1 protein-coding gene is annotated in these 218 nt (G+C 63.3%); it reads left to right on the top strand.

The features are described 5' to 3' along the window. Window positions 1-218 (top strand): hypothetical protein (locus OP04_RS55295; RefSeq protein WP_033346831.1); only part of this gene is annotated, 218 nt, incomplete at both ends.

Genomic DNA, 218 nt, shown 5'->3' with positions numbered 1-218 from the left:
GATGCGGCTGAACACGTCGGTCGACTCGTTCTTCCGGCACGAGAACGTGCGCAGTCACTTCACGGACAAGCGCGCGGACACGACGCTGACCGGCAACATCCCGGTCAAGAAGAGTGACATCAAGGTCCCGGCGGGGATTCCGCAGGAGGACGTGCCGTCCTACATCCGGGAGCGCGTCCAGAGTCACGTCGTCAACACGGTTCCGCTCACGGTCAACC

The organism is Catenuloplanes japonicus, assembly GCF_000717135.1.
GTDB classification, from domain to species: Bacteria; Actinomycetota; Actinomycetes; order Mycobacteriales; family Micromonosporaceae; genus Catenuloplanes; species Catenuloplanes japonicus.
This window is presented reverse-complemented; position numbering and strand designations above follow the sequence as displayed.